Genomic DNA, 24012 nt, shown 5'->3' with positions numbered 1-24012 from the left:
CGACTTTCTGATGTAACGAAACCTGCTTCATACTACACTACATTCACGTTTTCCAGGTCCACCATGTTCAATACCGCCCCCGTGAACTTGCCGTTGAGTCCCTTGAAGAAATCGATGGAGTCCTTATCGATCTGCTTGATGATGTGCTGCGCGGAGAAGATCGCGATGATGCCCTCTACGTGCTGCGCCAGTTCCTTGGAGTCCGAGAAGTCGTTGAGGGGCGGCCCTTCCAGGAAAACATAGTCGAACATCTTGGTCAGCGTCTTGAGGTGCTGGAGGAGGTTTTCCCGCGGCAGCACTTCCGACGGCGTATAGTCCCCGCCCTCGCAACCGATCGCGTACACGCTCCCCGGTATCACGTCGCTCGCGGCGTCCTGGATCGTGGTCAGCAGCTTGTCGTCGCCGGCGTACCCGCCCAGTTTTTCCAGGGTGGGCTTGGCGCCCAGCTGCTGGGTTAGGTCATTGTTACAGAAGTTGGTATCCAGGATCAGGATGCGCTTTTTGCTCAGCGACATGCTATAGCTCAGCGCCTGGATGATCGTGGTCTTGCCCTGGCCCTTCCGGGTGCTGGTGAACAGGAACACCTTTTTACCGCTGCTTTCGATCTCGAAACGCAGCTTCCGGAGGAGCTCCCGGAAAACGTTTTCCCGGTTGTGCCGGTCGTCCTCCGAGTAGTGCGTTCCCGCCTTGTTGCCGGTGACCAGGTCGTTCAGCGTCTTATGTTTGAAGTTCATCAGGTTGATCATCGAGATCAGCTTGAGCCCAACGGTTTTTTCGAAGATGATGGGCGTCTTGACCGAGGCGTCGACGTAGGTCAGCCCCACGAAGACCAGCACGGTAACGAAGAACGCGCCCAGACCGGCCGCCGCGACATAGATGATGCGCTTGCTCGGTTCGGGGTATATCGCGGGCTGACCCAGGAGGATCTGCCGGAAATTGTTCACGGCGGAGCTGTTCGCGTCCATCGCGTTGTTGTAGCGGGTCTTGGCGTCCAGGTATTCCTTGTTGGCCAGGTCCTGGTCCTTGAGCATGCTTTCCACTTCGGCGCTCTTGGACGAAGACGCGATCACGCTTTGCTTGAGCGAATCGATCGTGTGCTGCGCGGAGTTGATGGTCGCGTTTTCCGCCTGCAGCTGGACCTGGAGGTCGCTTTTGTCGTTTTCCAGGTCGCTGCGGGTGGGACCCGTGGTGGCTACCTGGTGGGCGGGGCCCTGTGAAGAGGAGTATAAATTGTTATAGGCATCACGCGCCTTGATATAGGCGGCGTAGAGGTCCTGGTCGTTGTTGCCGCTGGCCTGGTAGGCGCGGAAGGCGTCGTCCCGTTTTTGCTTGGCTTGAACCAGCGCGGCGTTATAATTGGGGTCGTCGCCCTCGAGGGTGCCGCCCTGGGCGTTACCCATGTTGGAGATGCGGTTGTTGATCGACTGCAGCTTGTAGGTGATCTGGTTGCGCTTGGCTTTTTCGGTTTCCAGGTTCGTCTGCATGTTGGAGATCATGTCGAACTTGGCCGAGCTTTCGGCGCCCACGTCGGTGAGGCCGGCCCTGCGGAGGGCGTCGTTCTTGGCGTCCAGGTCCGCCTTTTTCCGTTCGACCAGGCTGCGGAGCGTGTCGATCGACTCGGAGGAGCGCTCGCTTTTGATGCTCTGGTAGTACCGGATAAATTCCTGGAAAAGTTGGTTGACCGTATAGGCCGATAGCTCCGGGTTTTCGGAGTAGTAGTCGATCTCGATATAGTCGGTGTGCTGGAGACGGTTGATCGAGAGGTATTTGGCGAGGGAGTTATAATCGTAATGATAGAGGTTCAGGAGCTCGAGGAGCTTCTTCTCGTCGGGCAGGTAGCTGGTCAGCAGGCTCATGGTTTCCCACTTGGTCTCCAGGACCTGTGTGGCTTTTTCCATGTCGACGCTCTTGACCAGGGGATTTTGCATATCGGTTTCGCTCAGGCGGCGGAAGGGCCGGGGGCTGGCGAGGTCGTGGAGTAGCAGCTTATAGCCGAGCAGACTTACCACTGTGGGAGATCCCGCGGTCACGATCACGTTGTTGAACTTCGTGTCCGCTTCCATGAAGTTGACGTTTTCCGAACCGATGGTCGCCACGTCGGACGTGGTATAGCCGGTGGAGAACTGGGTATTGGAACGATACAGCTTCTTTTCACCCTTGGTCGCGAAGTAAGCGACAACCGCGGCCAGGAGGGTGGCGCCGATGATGATCCACTTCCGTTTCAGCAGGACCCGTAATAGATACGCAAAATCCATAGTAGTACAAGGTTTTAAAAAAAAGATCGCCGGTCTGCCTTTCAGCGGACCGGCGATCGATCCTATTAGAGACAGTAACCTAAAGTTACTGTTTCAGCACTTTAATCGTCTTAGTCATATTTCCTTCCTTGGTCCGGACCTTCACGATGTACACGCCCGTGTTCAGGGAGAAGGCGGGCTGGATCGTGAGGTAGTTGGTCCCGGCCACGAGGTTCTTGAACTCGTTGGCGTAAACCTGTTGACCATCAGTCGAGTACATCTCTACCAGGGCCTTGTCTTCGCTGACGGCCGGCACCTGGAGGGTGAAGCTCGTCTTGAAGGGGTTCGGGTAGGCGGCGATCACCGTGTCCCCGCCGGCCAGTACGCTGGGCGTAACCGAGGCGTCCTGGGTGGAGTGGCTGACCGATTGGGTCTGCGTGACCACCTGGCTGGTCGTAACCGGCGTGGCGGGTACGGGGTTGTTGTCCGGCGAGTACCCTCTCAGGATGATCGCGTTCAACGTGGCGTAGGCCGTCGTTTGCAGGTTGGGTTGGATGGTGACCGTGATCTGACCGAAGGCATCGGGTTTGATACCATAGGCCGTGATCGTGGCGGACGTATTCAGCGAAGCATCCAGGATGACCGGCTGGCCGTTCACCATAAACCGGGTGACCACGTCGGACTGGAAGAAGCTGTTGAAGAACGTCACGTCATAGAGGCCGTTGATATTGAGACCGTTGATGATGATGGCCGCGGAACCGCCGGAGAACACCAGGTAGTTGTCGACCATGACCGCGTCGGGGACTACACCGCTGTTGTTGCCGGTGACCGTACCCAGGTTGGTGACGTCGAACAGACCGTTGATGACCGCGCCGGTGGAGGTCGGGTTACCCTGGTCATCCCAGAGGTTCTTCCAAACCGTACCGTTGGTCGGCGCCTGGTTCATCGGGTTCCAGGGGAGCGGCGCCAGGTTGGTGCCGGGTTCGTTGAACTCCATGTACACGGCGTACGAGGTGGTCGTTGCCTTGACAGGGTTCGAATAGGTGGACGGGAGCGTGCCCTTCACCGCGCGAACCGAGTAGTAGTAGGTGCTGTTGGAAGCCAGCGCGGAGTCCTTGTAGGTTACCACGTTGGGCGACAGGGTAGCGATCTTCTTGTACGGCTGGCCGTCGGTGGCGCGCCATACTTCTTCGTTGGTCTCATTCCAGGAATTGTCGGTCCAGTGCAGGCTTACCGAGTTACGCGTGATTTGCGTAGCCTGCAGGTAAGAAGGCCCGAGGATCTTCAGCTTGGAGGTATCGTATTGTTGTACGATGATGTCGTTCAGGAACGAGTACTGAGCGGCGGATGCCTTCTGCACACCCAGGGAAACCGTACCGTTGGCCCTCGGCGTCACGTTCCGCCATTGCAGCAGGTTGTTCGTGTTGTACGCCGGGAAGACGGATTGGGTCGTGCCCAGGAGGGTGAAGTTGGTATTGCCGGCGACCTGCCAGTTGGAGCTGCTGAATACCCCGAAGGTATACCGCGCGCCGGGGGTCAGACCGCTGAGCAGGATGGAGTCGGTTTGCGAACCGGCGTCGAACAGACAGGAGCCCATCACACCGTCGGGGAAGATACCGGAGTTGTTGCCGGTGATGTCGCCCGAGTTGTTGAAGCCCTGGAAGTTGCTCTGGTAGGTGAGCGTGATACCGGAGTTGACGCCGTTGTCGTTGAGCAGGTTGGTTTGCGAGAAACCGCTGCCGGGCCAGATGTTGATGTTGTTCCAGGGGGCGGCGCCGTTGTTGATGCCGTCCGAGAAGTGGATATACGTCGTGGTCACCAGCGGGTTCTTCACCGTGAGGTTGAAGGACGTCGTGCGGACCGAATCGGCCCTGTCGGTCATGGTGATCGTCAGGTTCGAGAAGCTGCCGGAGGTGCTGTCGGGCACGTTCATCGCCAGGGTGCCGGTACCGTTGCCGTTGTCCGTCAGGACGGCCCACGACGGCAGGTTGGAACCCGTCAGCGTGACCGTGTTACCGGCGGCGTTGGTCGTGGTGATGTTGATTACCGTGTCGGTATCCCAGCCGAGGCTCAGGTTACCGATCGGGTTCAGCGTCGGCACCTTGTCGGGCGTCGTCGCGCTGGCGACGTTGGTATAGTAGGAGTAGCCGTGCTGGTTGTAGGCGCGGACCTCGTAGTAATAGGTCGTGAAACCAAAGGCGGTGCTATCCGTATAGCTGACCGTCTTGGGCGGGATCTGGTTCGTCAGCAGGGTGAACGGACCGGCGGCGTTGGTCGCCCTCCATACTTCGTACCCTTGCTCGTTGTACGCGGAATCGGACCAGCTCAGCACCACGCTGCTGCCGCTGAGGGCGGTCGTCAGGTTGTGCGGGCTGAGCGGCAGGGTGCCGTCGTCGAAGAGCTGGTTGATCACCAGGGCGTTCAGATACCCTACGGGCGTACCGGGGGTCACGGCCATGTGGAACGTGATGGAGCCGGTGGCGTCCGGTTTGAGGTTCGTCAGCGTGACGGTGTTCTTGGTATTGTTCTGGACGTAGAGCGACTGCGTCTGACCCTGGGCGGAGTAGACCGTCGTACCGTTGTCGGGTACCCAGTTGAAGACGGAGGAGCCGAACAGCGTGATGTTATACAGCTGCGTGGTATCCAGGCCGGAGATGATCGGGTCGACGGTGGCGGGGCCGCCGGCATACGCGAAGAACCAGAAGTCCTTCATGACGTTGTCGGGGTAGACGCCGCTGTTGTTACCCGTGGTGGGCCCGAGGGCGGAACCACCCCACCAGCCGGTGTTCAGGTTGAAGGTCCAACCGGTGTTGACTCCGTTGATGTCGAGCAGGTTGCTCGTGATCTGCGACGTGAAGTTGTTCCACGGGGCGCCGACGGGGTCGCCGTCGTTGGCGCGGATGTAGACCACCTTGGTCGGGGTCACGAAGCTCACCGTCAGCGGGAACGTCGTCGTGGTGATACCGCCGTTGCCGTCGTTGACGGTGACGGTGACCGTATACGTGCCGGTGGTTGCCAGACCGGGCGTTACCACGAGGGTGTCGGAGCCGTTGGGGCCAAGGACCAGGCTGTTGTTGCCCGGTACGCCGCTGACCGTAAAGGTCAGGTTGTCGCCGTTCTGGTCGGTAGCCGTCAGCGGTATCTTCACCGTTGCGTTGGTGTTCACCTGTACGGGCGACACCGCCGTCAGGACGGGTGCGTAGTTACCGTTGACCGTGAGGTTGAAGGCGATGTTGGTGGAGCCGCCTTTGCCGTCGCTCACCGTGGCGCCGATACCGTTATACGAGCCGGACTGTGCCTGGGTCGGGTTCAGCGTCAGCACCGCGGTGCCGTTGCCGTTGTCTTGCAGGCTGGCGAAGGCCGGCAGGTTCAGACCGGTGAAGGTCAGCGCGTCCCCGTCGGGGTCGGTGGCCTGCAGGTTGATCGTGGTGGTGACGCCATAGCGGGCCGTTTGGCTGGGCACGGCGGTCACGACCGGGAAGTTATCCAGCGTCGTGGTGCCGGCGATCGCGCTGAACGCGGAGCTGCCCGAGGCGTTGACGGCCTGGAGCTGGTAGTAGTATTGCGTGTGGCCGAAGAGCGAGCTGTCCAGGTAAGAGGACGGGTTGCCCGTGATGTTGGCCAGGAGCTGGAAGTGGCTTTGGTCGTTAGCCGAACGGTTCAGCACGTAGCCGCTGACCACGGGGGACGTTTCGGTCCAGTTCAGCGTGATCTTCGAGCTGGAGGTAGCCGACGCCGTTACGACGGGGGTAGCCGGGGCCGCGGGTGCGGCGGGCGTGGTGCAGGTCCAGCCGGCGTACGCGAAGACCGAATCGGGGATCGCTACGGCGGTGGTGGAACCGGGCGTCTTCCAGGCCGCGGTCAGCACATACGAGCCGGTACCCTGGTCGTAGGGCACGGCAAAGGCGTAGGTCTGGCCCTTGGTCAGGGTGATGGTCCCGGTCTTGGTGGTCGTGCCTTGCTGGGCGTCGTTGTTGACCACCTTCGTGCCGTTCGGGTAACCGCCGATATACAGGGCGCTGGCGTCGTCCGAAGACGTCTGGAAGGTATAGGTACCGGTGGCGGGCGCCCTCAGCACACCCGTGAACAACAGACCGAAGTTGGTGGTCAGGCTGCCGGCGACGGCGATGTTCACGTTGTTGATGTTGCCGGTGGCGACGGGCGTCAGCGTGTTGAAGTTCGGCATCGGGCTGCCAAAGGCGCCGGAGTAGACCTTATACGTCAGACCGCTCATCGACAGGCTGTCGAAGCCGGAAGCACCGGAGTTATTGATGGCTTGCACCTTGTAGAAGTAGGTCGTACCACCCGTCAGCCCTGCGTCGGTAAAGGACGTGGAGCCCGCGGGGGCGGTGCCGGCGATCGCGAAGGGACCGCTGGCGGACGTGGCGCGATAGACTTCAAACCCGGTTTCGTTGTTGCTGTTGTCCGTCCAGGTAACCTGCGTCTGGTTGTAGGCCGTGGCCGTAGCCCTGACGGTGGTCGGTTGTTTGGGAACACTACCGGGCGACGTGACCGTGCCAGCGAAATACTGGTTCGGGATGGCGACATAGGTGGTGTTGCCATTCAGCTTCTGCGAGCTCCACAGCACCGACATGGCCGAACCGCCGCCTTGTTGGACGAAGGCGATACAGATCGGGTAGGTGCCGGCCGTCAGGTTCAGCGCTGCGCTGTTCCGCTGGGTGGTGCCTTGGATATAGTCGTTGTTCACCGTAGCCGCGGCGTCGGTGCCGGGCGTCAGGGTATTGAACCAAAGGGCGCTGGCGTCGTCGGATGCCGTAGCGAAGTTATACGTGCCGCTCACCGGAATCGTGATGTACCCGTGCCAGATGTACCCGAAGTTGGTCGTGGTGCCGGGGAAGATACCGATACCCACGTTGGCTTCCTGGCCGCTGGCGACCGGCGTCATCGACACCAGGTTCTGCACGGAGGTCAGGTTCGTGGTCGACGTATAGTAGTTGTAGATCAGACCGCCGTTGATGGCCTCGGAAACGAGCTGCGGGCTGTGCACGCTTTCGTTACCGGAGGGGTCCACCGCCGTGACGTAGATCGAATACCAGGCGCCGCTGGTGAGGCTGTTCAGCACGAACGAGGTGTCGTGCGTGACGTTGGTCAGCGTGCCGTTGACATATACGTTATAGTGGTCCACCGACACGTTGTCCGTGGAGCTGTTCCATTTGATGGCGATCGTGCTCGACGTCGTGATCGTGCTCATCAGACCGGTCGGTCCGGTGGGCGCCGTCTTATCCGAGCTGGTCGTTGCGAACACTTCGGGAGAGAGCGGCGCGGCGCCGGTCGTATCGATGGCGCGGATGACGTAGTAGTAGGTCTTGCCCGCCAGGACATTGGCCGAATCTACATACTGAAGCACGCTTGGCCCGGTCTGGCCCAGGTAGATGTAGGGGCCTCCCGATTTTGTCGCGCGATAGATCTCGAAGGCAGTGGGCGGGTTCTTCTGGCTAGGCTGGCTGGCCCAGGTCAGTTGCGTCTTGGTGAAGCCCAGGCCGTTGGCCACGGGGTTCGTCGCCGCCAGGGGCGCGTTGGGGCCGCCGGCGTTGACCACCTGGAAGACCGGGGAGGGGATGGCGCTACAGCCGAATTTCGGGATCACCGTGGCGTAGTAGTCGCCGGGGCCGCCGAGACCGCCTACGGTCAGGGTGTTGGAAGAGCCGACGACGCCCGCGTTACCGACCTTGTACCAGGAGTACAACGAGTCGCCCGCCGGCAGGAACATGGTCACCGAGTCGTTCAGGTCCGTGGAGGGGATCGTGACCGACTGTTTGTTGACCAGCGTGATGTTGGGCGTTTGCGTCGCGCCCTGTACAAAGACGGTGACCGGGGTGGGGGACCAGGGCGACCAAACGCCGTTCAGTTCCACCTGGCAGTCATAGGTCCCCACAGCGGTGACCGTGATCTGGTTGGTGGTCCAGGCCGGGTTGGGCGTCCCGCCGTTCAACCGCCAGCGGTACGCCTGGTACCCGGGGGCGACCCCCATGGTTACGCTGATCGGCGCGCCGGGACAGAAGCCCGTGTGGTTGAAAAGAGGCCAGGGGTTATTGCTGTGTTGTGCGTTGACAAACGGAAAAAAGCTCGGCACCTGCCAAGCGGAGTCCCAGGTGTCGTGACCTTGGGTGATGAATTCGGTATAGGTGTAATTAGCGCCTGCGTTATAGAAGTAAGGGTTCACCAGGCTGGCCGTATAGGGATCGGGAGAACCGTCCTGGCCGCCCTGGAAGTCCCAGTACGCCGTGTACTTCATGTTATTGACCCAGGCGGAGGTGCTGTAGCAGGAGCACATCGCCGACATGGGCATAACCCCCGCGAAATACTGGGGGTAGTCGTCCGCGATCTCCCAGCAACCCGCGCCGCCACCGGACAGGCCGTTCACGATGATCCGCGTGAAGTCGACCTTGTTGTTGGCGATCATGTAGTTGAGGACAGGGATGATGTTGGTGTAGTTGGCCGGACCCCAACCACCCTGGCTTTGCGGAACGATGCAATAGCCGTCGAAACTGCCATTGTCGATCTGGTTCTGGAATATCTGCCCGCCGTGGTAGAGCTGATATTCGTTGTCATAAGCGGTACCCGCCTCGCCTACGCCGTGTAGGAAGAGGAAAACCGGGTACACCTTCCCGTCGTTGGCGGTCGGGTTGTACGATTTAGGGAAGTGGACCCGGAAGGGCTGCCCGTTGTAGATGTAACACTTCCATTCGGTCGTGTTCCAGCTGAGGCGTTGCGCCCGGTACCACTTGGCGACGGTCCCATAAGCAGGGATCGCAGGTTGCGTGCCCGACGTAGGAAACGTCTTCACGGTGTCGCCAGGGTTAATGATGGATTGGCCATTCACGTCCATTCGCAAGCAAATGAGGGACAGAAGGACAACAAACGCGGCGTAGAGCTTTGGCATCTAATTGTGTTTGTGGTGATTTAAGTAAGCAAAAACCATTGCCGATACTATTCGGCACGGTAAAATTAGATGCCCCCTTCCACCAAATTTTTACAATTGGGTGAAGTCAGTTATTTTGTTCGTAAACGCGTGTTTTTACGGGGGAACGCGCATTACGCGCGCCGTGATTTTTCCCACGCCCCGGACTGTCCGCCCCTCATCCAGCGCACAAATCCTTGAATGACAGAGAGATTCATAAAAACGAAGTATTTGGGCAGGCGTCCCGCCTTCATGGGGATTACCGCGAGCGCATAAAACGCCGCCTGGGCCCCGAAGAGCCAGGTATACACCGGGTCGGGGTCGTTCCACCAGAGGACCGCCCCCGCGATCAGGGCTATTATCAGGCAAAAAGGACTCGCCACCCACCGGAGCACCCGATGGGATATATATAAATAATAGAGCCGCGGGTATTTAAATATATGGATGGTCCCCCTCAGCAGCGCCACCGACTGAAACCCGCCCGCCGCGATCCGTACCTTCCGCTTACTTTCATCCTCCATCGAAAACGAGGGCGTCTCCGCCGCTATCGCCCCAGGTTCATATAGTATACGGTACCCCTTCGCCGCGATCCGCATGGATATGACGAAATCGTCTAATATGATGGACTTATCGACGGGCTCGTATAGGCTTTTCCTAAAGGAAAACAGCTCCCCGGCGGCGCCCACGACCGAATAGAAGCCGGAGTCGATCCGCTTGAGCGCGGACTCATACTTCCAATATGCCCCTTCGCCCTTTCCCACCGCCGCATCGGTCACCGACACGACTTTTTTCTCCCCCGCGACACCCCCTACCTTCGGGTCCGCATAGTGCCGGGCGATCAACCGCAGGGCGTCCACATTCAAAACCGTATTCGCGTCGCTACATATAATAATATCGTGGCTCGCCGCCGCGACCGCCCGGTTGAGCGCCGCCGACTTTCCCCCGCGCGCGGGATCGTGCAACAGCCGGAACCCGGCGGCGGCCCCTACGATAGAAGGCGTCTCGTCCGTCGACCCGTCGGTCACGAATAACCATTCCACCCGGTCCGCGGGATAGTCCAGGGAACGGCAATTGGCGATTTTATCACGGATACAGGCCGCTTCGTTATATGCGGCCACAATGAAAGTCACCCCCGGCAGCGCCCCGGAATCCCCCAAAAAGCCTTCCACGGTCGCCCGCCGACGGTTCATCTTATTGATAATCAAAGCGATTAGCGCATATCCGAAGTAGTTATAAGCAACGATGAACCAAGAGCCGAACAGGAGTATTTTCCAGAGAAGCATGTCCCCAAGATACATTTTTACCAGCGTTCACGAGGATTTTCCGAGCGTTCACGGGAATGGCCCGGTGCGGGAAAAAATCCCGTTATACTTTAGCTTTTAGAAACCGTATCCTGGAACTACCTACCAAAATAGGTCCAAGTACGGTTTCTTTTTTTGCTTCCTCTTAAATCAGATATTGTTTTTATGCTTGAACGCATAAGTGTAGTCCACGGGTCCTCAGCTTACTCTTCCGGAGGTGTACGGCGCTCATCGCCTGCCTCCGGAAGCAGGACCTACTCCCTACGCGACGGCCAGGTCATACGGCAGTATCCCAACACTAACCCCCTATCCGTATGATGATGAAGCCTACCTTGTTGATCGTGGACGACAACGAACCACTGTTGAGACTGCTGAAGTCGATATTCGACAAGCAGTATACGGTTTTCACCGCCTCCGACGGGGTGGAAGCCATACACATCCTGTCCCGGGGCATACGCCCCAGGCTGGTCCTTTGCGACCTCAATATGCAAAATATCGATGGTCACGAGCTGGTCGCCCACCTGGCCACCAGCCGTTTGTACCGCGACATACCCGTCATTTTGCTGACGGACGCCCCATCCACGGACGACGCCAGGCCCTCGGCAAACGTCGCCCGCATCCTGCAGAAACCGTTCGATCCCCTACACCTCCTGGAAACGGCCAATGGCGTCCTGGCGGAATCCCCGGTGGCAACCGAGGCCCGCAAGGCCGCTCTGTTTTCCAAAGGCTCTTTGTTCACCATTTCTAAATCCTAACCGCCGGTATGATCGAAACGTTACGCCCCTACGAGACCAAAAAGAACACGGTAGAATGGCGGTGGCATTCCCACCCCGTCTCCCCGCTGGAGAGCGCGGACCGCAACGTCCTTTTGATCGGTGAAGCCGCCGGCGATTGCGCCGAAGGACTAAACCGGAAGGGTTACCTCTGCTTTACCGCCTCGAGCATCCACGAGGCCCGCAACACCCTCCTGCTGGAATACTACCAGGAAGGCCGCAGCCTCCCGGAAGCGATCCTCTGCGACATCCGCATGGACGAGTCCCTGATCAGCCACTTCGCCGGGTTCCTTTCCGTGACCAAGGAATACGCCCGCATCCCCTTTATCGTCCTGTTACCGGGTGACGAAGGCGGGGACAACGGGCCCGAAACACCCTACGATCCCTTTGCGCTGAGCAACGTGGACGACGTATTCGACGGTGCGGGGAACGAAGACGACCTCTGCGCCAAGATCGACGTCCTGAAAAAATACAAGCACCTCCGTCAGACCTTGCCGTACTATACGCGGGAAGAGGCGGCGCCACTGTTCACCCGCCCCCGTCGCGTGGCCCAGCGGACCATGGACATCCTGCTCTCCGGCATAGCGCTGGTTCTGCTGGCCCCGGTCATGGCGATCGTGGCCCTGCTCATCAAGCTGGACTCCCGTGGACCCGTGCTGTACGCGTCCCCCCGCGCCGGCCGCGGGTACCGCATCTTCAAATTCTATAAGTTCCGCACCATGAAACAAGGCGCGGACAAAGAGATAGACAAGATCAAACATTTGAATCAGTACGATGTGGCCGGCGCCAGCGGCAAGCCTATGTTCCTGAAGATCGACAAGGACCCCCGCGTCACGCGGCTCGGCCGTTTCCTTCGCAACACCAGCCTGGACGAGCTGCCGCAGCTGCTCAACGTCCTGCTCGGGGACATGTCCCTGGTGGGCAACCGTCCCCTGCCGTTGTACGAGGCCATGACCCTGACCGGCGACGACAGCGTCCAGCGCTTCCTGGCGCCCGCGGGCATGACCGGTCTCTGGCAGATCAAAAAGCGCGGGAATCCCAACATGTCCGTACAGGAAAGGATCAACCTCGACATCGACTACGCCAACCAGCACAACTTCTTTTACGATCTTAGGATACTGCTCAACACGCCAAAGGTCCTGATACAAAAAGCCGACGTTTAAGCCATGACGACCCTTTGGCTCACGGTGCTGATCCTGCTGATCTACTTCGGATGCTCCGTGGCTTACCTCCTGATCCTTACCCTCGCCGGCCGTTCCCGTTATCGGAACCCCTGGACGCTGGGCAGCACCCAGCCGGGTTTTTACCGGAGGATCGCTGTCGTAGTGCCTGCCTATAAAGAAGACGGCATTATCGTATCGACCGCCCAGAACCTCCTGGACCAGGATTACCCGGCGATCTGTTTTGACGTGCACGTGATGGCGGACTCCTTACAACCGGCCACCGTGCTCCAGCTCCGCAACCTGCCCCTTACCGTTTGGGAGGTGGCCTTTAAGCAGAGCACCAAGACGCGCTCGCTGAACGCCTTTTTCGCGCGCAACAAACAGCCCTACGACATCGTCCTGGTATGCGACGCCGACAACATGGTGGATAGCGATTTCCTGCAGAAGATCAACCGCGCCTTCGACCTCGGCGCGCGGGCCGTGCAGGGACGCCGGGTGGCCAAGAACATGGACACCGCCTACGCCTTCCTCGACGCCTGTAGCGAAGCCATCAACAACCATATTTTCCGCAAAGGAACCAGCGCCCTCGGGTTGTCCTCCGCCGTGATCGGCTCGGGGATGGCCTTCGAGTACAACATGCTCCGCGACATCCTGACCTCCATCGACGCTGTGGGCGGTTTTGACAAACCCCTCCAGCTGAAGGTGGTCGCCAAGGGCGTGAAGATCCGTTATCTCGAGGACGCCCTCGTCTACGACGAAAAGATCGAGTCCGGCGAGGCCTTTGGGAACCAGCGCCGCCGCTGGATATCGAGCCAGTGGGTGTACCTGCGCAAGTACTTTATCCGGGGTTGCGGCTACCTGTTCCGCGGGAACCTGTCGTACTTCAACCTCGCGGTGCTGAACAACGTCGTCCTGCCCCGGGCCCTGCTCCTGGGCGCGCTGCCGCTGGTCGCCGTGGGCGCTTTCTTCGTGGACCCCGTGCTGGGCTATGCCGGGCTAGGTCTCTGGGTGACCTACTTGCTGACGCTCGCCCTCGCGCTGCCGCGGGCTTACTACAGCCGCGACCTGGCCCGCGCGCTGGTGCGGCTCCCGGGCGCTATCGGGCGGATGGCCATCAACCTCCTGTCGCTACGGAGCGCCAACAAGACGTTTATCCACACCCTGCATACCCGTACGAGTATTTCAAACAACATCGTGAACCGGTAATATGGCAGCACAGAAGCCTTTGGTGAGCATCATCACCATCAACTATAATCAGACGGCCGTCACGGTGGACCTCCTGGAGTCCATCCACTACCTCACGTACCCCAACGTGGAAGTGATCGTAGTGGACAACGCCTCCCGTGAAAGCCCGGTGGAGGCCCTGCAAAAGGCCTATCCCGACGTCCGGCTCATCATGAGCCCCAAGAACCTCGGCTTTGCCGGGGGGAACAACCTCGGCATCAAGGCGGCCAAAGGGGAGTACCTCTTTTTTGTCAACAACGACACCGTCCTGACGCCGACCATCCTGGAAGGCCTGGTGGAGATATTCGACACCTACCCCGACGCCGGGGCCGTCAGCCCGAAGTTCCACTACTACGACGCGCCCGGCACGATCGAGTTCGCCGGGTACGAAGAGGTGAACATCTTCAGCGGGCGGAACGCCATGGTCGGCTGCAAAAAGAAAGATTACGGGCAATACGATAAGGCGGGGGTAACCAACTACGCTCATGGGGGCGGAATGATGGTCCCCGCCTGGGTGATAAGGGAAGTAGGCCTCATGCCGGAGGTTTACTTCCTCTATTACGAGGAATTCGACTGGTGCGAGTCGATCAAGCGCAAGGGCTACCAGATATACTACCAGCCCAAAAGCCTGATCTACCACAAGGAGTCGATGACGGTGGGCAAGGTCAGCACGCTCAAGACCTTTTACCAGAACCGCAACCGCATCCTGTTTATGCGGCGGAACGTAAAGGGCTGGCCGCTGGTCGTTTTCACCACCTATTACGCCCTGTGCACCGTCCCGAAGAACACGCTTAAATATATCGCCAAACGGGAATCCAAACACCTGAGGGCGTTCTGGCAGGGTCTCGCTTGGAATTTGTCTAACTGGGATTTGTCCAACCTTAAACACTAGGACTCTTCCCAACCTTAAACTCTGGAAACGTATGTGTGGTATAGCCGGTTTTATCGATTTTACACGCCAGACGGGCAAAGACACGCTGGTCCGCATGACCGACGTTCTCGCCCATCGGGGACCCAACGACGCCGGCTATGAAGTCCTCGAGCAACCCCAGGCCTCCGTCGGGCTCGGACAGCGCCGCCTGTCGATCCTGGACCTGTCCGCCGGCGGTCACCAGCCGATGCACTTCAGGCACCTGAGCATGATCTTCAACGGCGAGGTCTACAACTTCATGGAGATCCGCCGGGAGCTCGAGCAAAAGGGTTACAGCTTCGACTCCACCTCCGACACCGAGGTCATCCTGAAGGGTTTTCACTGCTGGGGACCTTCGGTGGTCCACCGTTTCATCGGCATGTTCGCCTACGTCATCCTCGACCGCGACAAGAACGAGGTAACGGTGACGCGTGACCGCGCCGGTGTAAAACCCTTCTATTACTATTGGGACGGGCACACCTTCCTGTTCGGCAGCGAGCTCAAGTCGCTCCACCAGCACCGTTCCTTCGTCCGCGATATAGACGTCAACTCGCTGGCGCTCTACCTCCAATACAGCTATATCCCCGCCCCGTACTCGATATTCAAGAATACCTGGAAGCTCCGTCCGGGCCACAGCCTGACGGTTTCGCTGCGGGAGCGCCGGTTGATCGAAAGCCCCTACTGGGACGTGACCGAGGCCTACGACAAGCCCCGGCTCAAGATCACCGACCAGGAAGCCATCGAGGAAACCGAGCGCCTCCTGCTCTCCGCCTACAACTACCGGATGGTGGCGGACGTGCCCGTGGGCGTGTTCCTGAGCGGCGGGTACGACTCCAGCAGCGTCGCCGCGCTCCTCCAGAAGGGCCGCACCGACCGGATCAAGACCTTTACCATCGGCTTCCACGAGGCCGGTTTCAACGAAGCCCGCGAAGCCAGGAAGATCGCCGACTACCTCGGCACCGACCACCACGAATGGTACGTCACCGCGGCCGACGCGGCAGGCGTTTTTCACCACCTTCCGGAGATCTATGACGAGCCGTTCGCGGACAATTCCGTCGTCCCGACGGCGCTGGTGGCGCAGCTGGCCATCAAGCACGTAAAGGTGTCCCTCTCCGCGGACGGGGGCGACGAGATATTCGGCGGCTACAACAAGTTCAACCAGGCCCTGCGCTACACCGCCATGCCCGCGCCGTTGCAAACCGTGCTGAGCGGGACGATGGGCCTGTTCAACCCCGACCAGATCCCTTATTTCTCCAAACAATACAACTTCGGCACCCGCTACCGGAAGATGCAGGGCATATGGGCCTCCCGCAGCCCGATGGAAGCGCTGCGCCTCATCAGCCACTACATTCCCGAGCACGAGGTGCGCTCGTTCATCCGTCCGGCTTTCTCCGCCTACGAAACGAACTTCGACGCCGGCCACTATCCCGGTCCCCACCTCGACAACCTCAACCGGATGCTCGCCGTGGATTACAAGACCTTCCTCGTGGACAACAACCTCGTCAAGGTCGACCGCGCCACCATGGCCGTCGGTCTGGAAGGCCGCGAGCCGATGCTCGACCACCGCGTCATCGAGTTCGTCGCCCAGCTCCCCGCCGACCTGAAGATCCGCGACGGCGTGAATAAGTATTTACTCAAGCAGATCGTACACAAATACATCCCCAAGGGTCTCATGGACCGGCCGAAGATGCCTTTTATCGCGCCGCTGAAGGTGTGGTTCCGGGACGAGCTGGCCGAAAAGATGCACGACTACCTCGGCGAACGCAAGCTCAAGGAGAGCGGCCTGTTCAACGCCACGCCCATCGCCGAGCTGAGCCGCCAGTACCTCGCCGGCGAGCAGGTCAACTACCAGAAGCTCTGGAACCTGCTGGTCTTCCAGCTGTGGTACGAGCGCTGGATGAAGAACCCCGTAACCACGCCGGTGGAGGGCGCGCTCGCATGACCGCCGCCGCCTTTACCGCCAACGCCGTGACCGCCGATGCCGCCGCGGCCGGCCGCAAGATCCGCGTCCTCGAGGCCATCCGCCAGGGAAAGGTGGGCGGCGGCGAGACGCACATCCTGAACCTCGTCGAGCACATGGACAATTCGCGCTTCGAGCCGGTGGTCCTCGCCTTCACCCACGGCAAGATGATGGATACCCTCGACCGCATGGGCGTCAACCATCACGTCATCCCGTCCGAACGCGCCTTCGACCTGTCCACCTGGAATGCCGTCCGCCGGTTGATGGTCCGCGAAAAGATCGACCTCGTACACGTCCACGGGACCCGCGCCAACACCAACATCTTTTGGGCCGCCCGCATGCTGCGGCTGCCCATCATCTATACCGTCCACGGCTGGTCCTTTCACGACGACCAGTCCTGGTGGGTAAAGCGGGCCCGGATCTTCGTAGAAAAATGGATCACCCGCGGCGTCAACAAGACCATCTCCGTCTCCGGGAGCAACCAGCAGACCGGGTCGAAATACATACCCCGTTTCGAATCCGTCGTGATTCCAAACGGTATCAGCCTGACCCAGTTCAACCCCGGGCGCTCGTTCAGCGACCTACGGCGCGAATGGGGCCTACATCCCGACGCGCTGGTCGTCGGCTTTGTCGGCCGGATGACCCACCAGAAAGCGCCCGTCGCCCTGGTGGAAGCCTTCCCCGCCGTGCTAAAGGCCAACCCCCGCGCCGTACTCGTGCTGGTAGGGGAGGGGGAGCTGAAGGAAGATGCCCGTCAGCGCGCCGCCGCCCTGGGTATCGAGAACAAGGTTGTGTTTGAAAAGTTCCGCACCGACGTACCCGATGTGCTGAACGCGATGGATATATTCTGCCTGCCGTCGTTGTGGGAAGGGTTGCCGATAGGGCTCATGGAGGCGATGGCGATGGAAAAAGCCTGCCTGGCCACCGACGTGGACGGCTCGCGGGAATTGATTCTCCAGGGGACCAACGGGATGATCGTCCCGCCCGCCGACCCTGGCGCGCTGTCCGCCGCGCTCGTCACGCTGGCGACGGACGCCGCGCTCCGCGACCGGCTCGGAGCCTCCGCCCGCGCCACGATCGAAGGCGGCTTCGACGTCACCGGCATGACCCGGAAGATCGAATCATTGTATTTGGAAACGCTTGACAATAAATGACCAAAAAAGATAAAATCATGTATGAGTACGACCGTATTGCCGACCGCAAACGCGTGGACTTCATCGCCGGGGTGTTGGGCGCCAACCTCCCGGCGGGTGCGCAGGTCCTGGACGTAGGCTGTGGCAACGGGGTCATCAGCCGCCACCTCGGCCGGCTCGGCTTTCGGGTGACGGGTATAGACGTGAGCGAAAGGACCATCGAGAAAGCCCGCAGCATCCACCCCCTGCCCAACGTGGAATTCATCACCAAGAGCGCCGAAGACCTGGTCGCCGAAGGCTCCCGGTACGACGCCGTGATCTGCAGCGAGGTCCTCGAGCACCTCGACAACCCCGGCAGCCTGCTGGACGTCCTTTACGCCAGCCTCAAGGAAACCGGGACGCTGATCGTCACGGTACCCAACGGCCACGGACCCCGCGAGAGCTTCGTCACCAAGCCGGTACTCCGCGCGCGTCGCCGGAACAACTGGCTGTGGCGGACGATCGTCGGCGCCAAGAAGATGTTTGGCTATTCCGGTACCACGGTCCAGTCCGACGCGGACAACCTGGACCACGTTCAGTTTTTTTCCAGGCGCGACCTCGAGGCGTTATCCGCGGCACACAAGTTCCGGATCACGCGTTTTGGCAGCGCCAATTTTGTAGAAGACGTTTTCCCGTTCTCGTTCCTGGCCAAACGGGTGCCCCTCCTCCAGCGCATGGACTGCGCCCTGGCGGACAGGCTCCCCGTGGAAATGTCCGGTGGCTTTTTTACGGTGTGGGAAAAAAGGTAAAGGCTCCCCTCAGTTAGTTATTCCAAATCGTTAATCCTTTACCTGCTTTGCGTAAACTGAAGATTGCATATCTGACGGGAAATGATCCCAGGGACAAACGGACCTGGTCCGGCTCCACCTACTACATCGCCCAGGCGTTGCAGCAGCACGTGGGAGAGGTGGACCTGCTTGGGCCCATCAAGATACCCATGTGGATCGACCGTTTTTTCCGCAGCGCCGCGCGGCTGATCCGCGCCGTGTTCGGGACGGAATACTTTGCCCAGTTCAGCATTCCCATGAGCCTGTACTATGCCGGAGCGCTCCGCCGCCGTATGCGCGGCAACGCCTACGACATCATCTGCGCTCCCGCGTCCAGCGTGGAGCTGGCCTTTATAAAGACCAACCTCCCGGTGGTGCTGATCTCCGACACCACCTTCCAGCTGATCACCCACTACTACCTGACCGAGTTTAAGAAGATGTCCCGGCTCTCCCGCTGGGAAGGCAATATACTCGAGCGGCGCTCGCTGAAGCGGAGCCGGCTCTCCGTTTTCTCCAGCGAATGGGCCGCCGACTCCGCCATCAAGGACTATAAGGTCGACGCGCGTAAAGTCGCGATCATCCCACCCGGTGCCAACATGGACGGCCGCCCCGACGCCGACATCATCCTCCGCAAGTTCGCCAACCCGCGGCTGACCGTCCTGTTCATGGCCAGCGACTGGACCCTGAAGGGTGGCGACCTCGCCTTCCAGGCCCTCCGTGAATTACGCGAAGTACACGGCGAAGACGCCCGCCTCATCGTCTGCGGCTGCACCCCCCCCGACGGCATCGAGCACCCCGACATGGAAGTCATCCCGGTGTTGAACCGGAACGTCGACGGCGACCGTCTCCGCGACCTCCTGTCCACCGTCCACTTCCTGCTCCTGCCCACCCGCGCCGACGCCTCCCTCATCGTCGCCTGCGAAGCAAACGCCTACGGCGTCCCCGCCATCACCACCGAAACCGGCGGAATTCCAGACGTCGTCCAGGACGGAGTTAACGGATATTGCCTACCTTACCACGCCGACGGACGCCTCTACGCCCTCCTGATCTCCGAGCTGTTCAAGGACCAGGAGCGCTACGAGCAGCTCGTCCAGACCAGCCGGATGCGCTTCGAAGAGCGCCTCAACTGGGACAGCTGGGCCGAAAGCTTCCAGGAGGCCGCCAGCGCCGCGCTCCCCGAGCTCGCCGGCTAAAATGATTTCAATGAAGCCTCTACGTATCGCGTATTACTGTGTCAACGACCCGCTGGACAAGCGCTCCTGGTCCGGCATCACCTATTACCTCGGCCAGGCCCTCGGGCGCAACGTCGGCGACGTCGACTTTCTGGGTCCCGTCCCGCATCCCCGCTGGATGGACAAGCTCCTCCGCGCCACCGCCAAACTCCACCGCGTCCTTTTTGGCCGCGAATTCTATTCGAAGTACAGCCTCCTTGTCAGCTGGTACGGCGCCCGCGCCCTCAAACGCCGCATGCGCGGCAAACAATACGACGTCCTCGTAGCGCCCGCCTCCAGCCCGGCCTGCGCCTGGCTCCGCACCGACCTCCCCGTCGTCCACCTCCAGGATTCCACCTTCCGTTGCTACACGGAGGCCTATCCCGAGTTCCGGAAGATGAGCCGTCTCTCCCGCCTGACCGGCGAATGGCTCGAACGCCGCTCCCTGGCTCGGGCGGATTTTATCTTTTATACCTCCCATTGGGCCTCCGACTCGGCGATCAAGGATTACGGCTTCCCCGCCGACCGCGTGTTTATCCGCCCCTTTGGCGCCAACATGGACGACACCCCGACGGCGGACATGATCTTCGATAAGGTCCACACGCCCGTGCTCACCATGCTCTACCTTGCCGTCGAATGGGAACGCAAGGGCGGCGCCATCGCCTACGACGCGCTGGTACACCTGCACGACGTCATGGGCATCCCCTGCAAGCTCATCATCTGCGGCTGCACCCCCCCGCCCGGTTTCGGGCACCCGGCCGTCGAGGTCATCCCTTTTTTGAATAAAAACCTCCAGACCGACCACTCCACATTCGTCGAGCTGCTGTCCACGTCGCACTTCCTCGTGCTCCCCTCCCGCGCCGACTGCTCCCTCATCGTCGCCTGCGAATCCAACGCCTACGGTATGCCCGCGATCACCGCCCAAACCGGCGGCATCCCCGACCTCGTCCGCGACGGCGTCAATGGATACTGTCTCCCCTACGACGCCCCCGGCTCCGCCTACGCCACCCTCATCGCCGAAATATACGGTACCCCCGAGCGCTACCACGCCTTGATCGCATCCAGCCGCCGCCGTTACGAACAGTCCCTCACCTGGGACCGCTGGACCGAAGATTTCACCGAAATGTCGCCGCAGTTCCTGCGCCGCTAAGGCCACGCTGTGCGCCCCGCGCCTCTGCCCCCCGCCTTTGCCCCTCGCTTTTGCCCCGCGCCTTTGCCCCCCGCCCCGACCGCATGACGGCATTGCTCCGCGCCTCCCACCCAGGGGTTTTCCTCTCTTTAGATTTTGGGCAAGCTATATCTTGGCTAATCGCAGTAAATCGGGCGGTTTTTAAAGCTATACCTTGCCCAATTTACAGGTAAGGGTACCCAGGGGTATTCGGGCAAGCCATACCTTGGGCAAGCGCAGTAATTCGTTCGATTTACAAAGCTTTAGCTTGCCCAAAATATAAGAGAGGAAAACCCCCGGGGTGGGGGGACGGCGTCAAACGCCTTCGGGCTCGCGAACCACCGCCGTCCGCCCGCGCCCCGCGCACTAAGCCGGCGCCCCGCGCACTAAGCCCCCGCCCCGCCGCGCACGCGCCGCAGGATCGCCAGCGCCTCGCGGTAAAAGACGCCGTAGAACTCTCCCATGTAGCGGATGATCGAGCGCATCTCAACGCCGACCTGGCGGCGCATCACGAAGTACCAGGCGGTGGTCCCCAGCAGACAAGTGATCACCGTGCCGGTGGCGGCGCCGTAGAAACCGATGGTGTGGAGACACGTCCAGTTGACGATCAGGTTCACACCGAGGGAGATGAGGTTGATGATAAAACACAGCCGCGCCTTGCCGAGCGAGTTCAACAGGTTCGCGGACTGGTTCTGGAAGGGTCGCAGGAACCCGGCCACCATGTAGAGCTGGAGGATCAGCGCCGCCCGCTGGTAGGCGTTCCCCGCGATGATCGTCGTGATGGGCCAGGCGAAGATGATGATAAAGATGACGAGCGGCGTGGTGAAGCACATCAGCACCGCCACCATCCGTTCGTAGAGATAGAGCACCTTGTTTTCCCCCTCCTCGACGGAGGCCTTGGATATCTTCGGGAAGATGACGTCCGCCGCGGCGTAGCTCGGGGTGTCGATGAACTGGTTGAGCCGCGACGCCGAGTTGTACATCGCGACGTCCGCGGTGCTTTTGATCACCGCGCCGGTCATGAGCTGATCGAGGTTGGAAAACAGGTTGGCCACGATCCCGGACGTAAAGATATACCCGCCGTAGCCCGTGATCTTTTTGACCCAGGCCATCGTGGGGTCGAAGCGGTTCAACAGGTAACGCCGGCTGTAAAAATAGATCACCACCGTTCCGATGAAAACGCAACCCGACCAGTAGAGCGACAGGTGTTCCAGCCGTATCGGCTGGTGCGTGAGCCTAAGCGAGGCGATCACGATAAGGAACGACAGTTGTCGTGCAAAATACCCCGCGAAGACGCCTTTGAAGTCCAGGTGACTTTGTTGAACCGCCTCCAGGTGGGAAAAAAATACCATCACCACCAGCCCCGGTACAAACCAGCGAAGCGTCGTGGCCAATTCCGGACCCCCGCCCACCCAGCGCGACAGGCCGTCTCCCCACAGGTAGATAAAGGCGATGAACAGGATCGTGATCCCGGTGTTGATGATCAGGGAGGAGGAGGCGATCGTCGTTTTCTCCGGGTTATCGGCCGCGGTGCCGCTCACATAGAGGACGTGCGCGTTTTTGAGCAGCCCGCTCTTGGTCATCTCGAAAAAGGTCGTCACCACCAGGAAAAGGGCCCACACCCCGTACCGGGCGGGTGTCATGGCGTGTACCAGTATCATGAAATTGATAACCCCGAAAAGGGTAATGGAGAAGCGTTGTGAGATAGCAAAGAAGGCGGACCTGACCCAGTATGAAGAGAAATACTTTTTCAACGAGAGCCGTTTCGCGAATGTACCACTTTTTTTAAACAGGCCGCGATCCTTAACTTCGTAGCAACATATGCGCATCGCCCACGTTATACTTACCCATAAAAACCCCGCCCAGGTCGCCCGCCTCACCGCGGCCCTGGCGCATCCCGACGCAGACTGTTACATACACGTCGACCGCAAGGCCGACATCGCGGCCTTCAAGGCGCTCGAGACACAACCGAACGTCTATTTGCTGCACACGCGCATCGACGTCCAATGGGGCAGCTACAGCCTCGTCACCGCCAGCCTCGAAAGCCTGCGCGAAGCCCTCAAACGCGGCACATACGATTACATAAATCATATTTCCGGTCAGGATTTTCCGTTACGAAGCGCCGCCGGATTCCACGAGTTCCTGGAAGCCGGCGACAACGCCGAGTATATCACCTGCTACACCGCCCGCTCCGGCGTCGATTGGTGGAAAGACGCCGCCCTCCACGTCTGGCGCTATAATTTCCATAACTGGACGATCCCCGGCAAATACCGCCTGGAAAAGCTCGCCAACGCGCTGCTGCCAAAAAGAAAGTTCCCGATAGGGGGATGGGAAATCGCCGGCTGGTCCCAATGGTACACCCTCACCGCCGGCGCGACAAAGTACATGCTCGATTTCCTCGACACCCACCCGGAAGTAGTCAAATTCTTCAAATACGTCTGGGGCGCCGACGAGTTCGTCGCCTCCACCGTCCTCTATAACTCGCCATTTAAAGGGAAAATCCAGGACCACCTCCTGTACATCGACTGGTCCGAAGGCAAGGCCAGCCCCAAAACGCTGAAAGCGGAAGACTTCGACAATCTGAAACGCTCTAGCAAATGGTTCGCCCGCAAATTCGACACGGACGTCGATGCCACGATCCTCGACGAAATCGAAGCAACGCTATTATAGCCGCCCCGCCTTCATCTCCTTCACCGCAAAATCGCAAGCCCGCGCCGTCAGCGCCATATACGTCAGCGACGGATTCTGCGACGCCGACGACGTCATACAGCTCCCATCGGTAATAAACACATTCGGCACGTCGTGCATCTGGTTAAACCCGTTCAGCACGGACGTCCGCGGGTCGCGCCCCATCCGCGCGGTCCCCATCTCATGGACGGCCGACCCGCCGGGCGCAAGGTGTCCATAGGAATGTATGCCGGTGGCGCCGGTCTTCGTCAGCATATCGACCGCGCAGGCTTCGGCGTCGCGCCGCATTTTTTCTTCGTTATCGTGATAAGCGTAGTTGATACTAACCAGCGGCAGCCCCCAGGCGTCCAGCGACGAGGACAACGCCACGCGGTTCTCGAAGTAGGGCAGGGTCTCTCCCCACACACCCATCCACATATGCCACGGCCCCGGCCGCACCAGCTGCGATTTGAACGAGGCCCCAAACCCTTCGGTATACCCCAGCTCCGGCCACTCCAGCCGGCTCCCCGCCGCCTGGTA

The 24012-nt window shown here is 60.2% G+C and carries 15 protein-coding genes; 10 read left to right on the top strand and 5 right to left on the bottom strand.

The window, feature by feature from the left end:
- Nucleotides 1–32: 32 nt before the first annotated feature.
- The 3 genes from VL547_RS20790 to VL547_RS20780 all read right to left on the bottom strand — a co-directional run bounded on the left by VL547_RS20790 (nt 33) and on the right by VL547_RS20780 (nt 10439).
- A complete protein-coding gene (locus VL547_RS20790) occupies nt 33–2255 on the bottom strand; it encodes a hypothetical protein (RefSeq protein WP_325581576.1) in 2223 nt (740 codons plus the stop codon).
- Between the two features lie 85 nt (nt 2256–2340).
- Nucleotides 2341–9042, bottom strand: coding sequence for a fibronectin type III domain-containing protein (locus tag VL547_RS20785; RefSeq protein WP_325581574.1), 6702 nt, complete (start codon nt 9040–9042; stop codon nt 2341–2343).
- Nucleotides 9043–9290: 248 nt separating this feature from the next.
- On the bottom strand, nt 9291–10439 hold the full coding sequence (locus tag VL547_RS20780) for a glycosyltransferase family 2 protein (RefSeq protein WP_325581572.1): 1149 nt from the start codon (nt 10437–10439) through the stop codon (nt 9291–9293).
- 332 nt (nt 10440–10771) lie between these two features.
- Here VL547_RS20780 and VL547_RS20775 point away from each other — a divergent pair, with 332 nt between their 5' ends.
- Genes VL547_RS20775 through VL547_RS20735 form a run of 9 tightly spaced genes read left to right on the top strand, consistent with a single transcriptional unit; the run spans nt 10772 to nt 20787 of the window.
- Complete coding sequence (locus tag VL547_RS20775) at nt 10772–11212, top strand: response regulator (protein ID WP_325581570.1); 441 nt, start codon at nt 10772–10774, stop codon at nt 11210–11212.
- 8 nt (nt 11213–11220) lie between these two features.
- Complete coding sequence (locus VL547_RS20770) at nt 11221–12393, top strand: sugar transferase (RefSeq protein ID WP_325581568.1); 1173 nt, start codon at nt 11221–11223, stop codon at nt 12391–12393.
- A gap of 3 nt (nt 12394–12396) precedes the next feature.
- Entirely contained in the window at nt 12397–13599 is a 1203-nt protein-coding gene (locus VL547_RS20765) for a glycosyltransferase family 2 protein (RefSeq protein WP_325581566.1), read from the top strand.
- A gap of 1 nt (nt 13600) precedes the next feature.
- Nucleotides 13601–14509 (top strand): glycosyltransferase family 2 protein, encoded by a 909-nt coding sequence (locus VL547_RS20760; protein WP_325581564.1) that lies wholly within the window; start codon nt 13601–13603, stop codon nt 14507–14509.
- Between the two features lie 31 nt (nt 14510–14540).
- Nucleotides 14541–16469 carry an asparagine synthase (glutamine-hydrolyzing) gene (gene asnB, locus VL547_RS20755; RefSeq protein WP_325581562.1) on the top strand — a complete coding sequence of 643 codons (1929 nt, stop codon included), beginning with the start codon at nt 14541–14543 and terminating at the stop codon, nt 16467–16469.
- A complete protein-coding gene (locus VL547_RS20750; RefSeq protein ID WP_325581560.1) occupies nt 16409–17641 on the top strand; it encodes a glycosyltransferase family 4 protein in 1233 nt (410 codons plus the stop codon). Before asnB ends, VL547_RS20750 begins: the two co-directional genes overlap by 61 nt.
- Nucleotides 17638–18408, top strand: coding sequence for a class I SAM-dependent methyltransferase (locus VL547_RS20745; protein ID WP_325581558.1), 771 nt, complete (start codon nt 17638–17640; stop codon nt 18406–18408). Before VL547_RS20750 ends, VL547_RS20745 begins: the two co-directional genes overlap by 4 nt.
- 47 nt (nt 18409–18455) lie before the next feature.
- Nucleotides 18456–19619, top strand: coding sequence for a glycosyltransferase family 4 protein (locus VL547_RS20740; protein ID WP_325581556.1), 1164 nt, complete (start codon nt 18456–18458; stop codon nt 19617–19619).
- Nucleotides 19620–19629: 10 nt separating this feature from the next.
- Nucleotides 19630–20787 (top strand): glycosyltransferase family 4 protein, encoded by a 1158-nt coding sequence (locus VL547_RS20735; RefSeq protein WP_325581554.1) that lies wholly within the window; start codon nt 19630–19632, stop codon nt 20785–20787.
- A gap of 404 nt (nt 20788–21191) precedes the next feature.
- Here VL547_RS20735 and VL547_RS20730 read toward each other — a convergent pair whose 3' ends face one another.
- Entirely contained in the window at nt 21192–22466 is a 1275-nt protein-coding gene (locus tag VL547_RS20730; RefSeq protein WP_325581552.1) for an oligosaccharide flippase family protein, read from the bottom strand.
- 160 nt (nt 22467–22626) lie between these two features.
- Between VL547_RS20730 and VL547_RS20725 the strand changes: the two genes are divergently transcribed.
- Nucleotides 22627–23475 carry a beta-1,6-N-acetylglucosaminyltransferase gene (locus VL547_RS20725; protein WP_325581550.1) on the top strand — a complete coding sequence of 283 codons (849 nt, stop codon included), beginning with the start codon at nt 22627–22629 and terminating at the stop codon, nt 23473–23475.
- Here VL547_RS20725 and VL547_RS20720 read toward each other — a convergent pair.
- A partial coding sequence (locus tag VL547_RS20720; protein WP_325581548.1) for a GMC family oxidoreductase occupies nt 23470–24012 on the bottom strand: 543 nt, incomplete at its 5' end. The genes VL547_RS20725 and VL547_RS20720 overlap by 6 nt on opposite strands.

This window comes from Dinghuibacter sp., from assembly GCF_035492835.1.
Lineage (GTDB): Bacteria > Bacteroidota > Bacteroidia > Chitinophagales > Chitinophagaceae > Dinghuibacter.
Note: the sequence above shows the minus strand (reverse complement) of the source record. Positions and strands in the feature narration are given on the sequence as shown.